The sequence below is a fragment of the Mesonia sp. K4-1 genome, assembly GCF_008017825.1.
Classification (GTDB): domain Bacteria; phylum Bacteroidota; class Bacteroidia; order Flavobacteriales; family Flavobacteriaceae; genus Mesonia.
In genome coordinates, this window is sequence record NZ_VRLS01000049.1 from 1 (window position 1) to 1,259 (window position 1,259).

Sequence of the window (1,259 nt, forward strand, 5' to 3'; positions counted from 1 at the left end):
TCTCTAAAAATCAATTGGTTAATCCCTATATACGTAAATAAGAGAACCAAGATAGAAATTAAGATAACCAAGCTATTTCTTTTACTAATCATAACCTTTGTTTTAATAGATATCATAAAGGTGCATGATTCTATTTATTTTTAAGGGAGTAAAGATTACCTGTCCTGTATTTTTAATTTTGAGGTATGTAAAGCCAATACTTTTATAGTTAACGATTTCTAAAATAACTTGGTGGGTATTCAAATTTATCTTTAAACACTTTTGAAAAATGCGGAAAACTTTTAAATCCTAAAGAATGGGCTACTACTTTTAAAGAAGTGGGGGTGTTTTTTATCATAACCATCGCCTGATCTAATCGTTTTTCTAAGTGAAGTTTAAAAATGGTGATTTGATAGAGTTCCTTAAATCCTTTTTTTAATTTGTTTTCGTTAATATGAAATAGTCTAGATAATGCTAAGGTATTAGGAAGAGATTCGTGAAGGTGCTCTAATATGTATTGATGAACAGCTCTAATTTTTTGAATATCTGCTTGATATTGAAGTACGGTATCTGAACGAAAAGAAGGATGGGCAGTAGAAGTCGTGTGTACTGATTGCGGACTATGAATTACAATAGGTAGACCTCTGATAAAATATAAGGAGGTCTCACGTGTGTGGAGGATATGACAATATCCCCAACAATCTATTGGTAATGAGTTATGAGGTGTTAAAGTAATTAAGAGTTTGACTACTAAAGGCTTTTTCTTGCGTTTATAAGGATTTTTAAATTGCTTTTTTAAATTATGAAAAGAGGAGCTGTGAAGAAACTGTTGTATGGGTTGATCTATTGTTGTTTCCTTAGGATAATTTAAGAGCTTAAGGAAAACAGAATTTACGGCAGTGATGTTGAGATCAGTATCTAAAATTAAGGAGTAAGGATCTTCTATGTCTCTTTCTCCAAATGAACCAGGATGAACAAAGAAACTTCCTAATTCTTCAGCAAGTAGATTAAGCATTAGTCCAAAGGATTCGATGTCATCACTTTGGTTACCGAGTGGAATGCGATGAGAAAAATTGCCATTAGCTAGTTCGTGAATCATGGTTCTAAGTTGTTCTAATCGTTGTTCTCGTTTTAAAGGATCCATTTTAAAATTGTTTTAAGTAGTGAATAGCTTCGCTTTTATCGGTAAAAACTTGAGTAGGAACCAAAGGTTTGTTGACCCGAATAAAGAATTGAGTCAATTGAACGCTTAATGCTGGAGCTACTAAATAGGCGACTGC

1 protein-coding gene is annotated in these 1,259 nt (G+C 32.6%); it reads right to left on the reverse strand.

All coding sequences use genetic code 11. From position 1 onward, the window contains the following. Nucleotides 1-208: 208 nt before the first annotated feature. On the reverse strand, nucleotides 209-1,123 hold the full coding sequence (locus FT986_RS08140) for a helix-turn-helix domain-containing protein (protein ID WP_147864652.1): 915 nt from the start codon (nucleotides 1,121-1,123) through the stop codon (nucleotides 209-211). Nucleotides 1,124-1,259 lie beyond the last annotated feature (136 nt).

What these genes read in the sequence shown, in the direction of transcription:
- FT986_RS08140 (WP_147864652.1), bottom strand. Translation starts at nt 1,123, where the DNA reads ATGGATCCTTTAAAACGAGAACAACGATTAGAACAACTTAGAACCATG.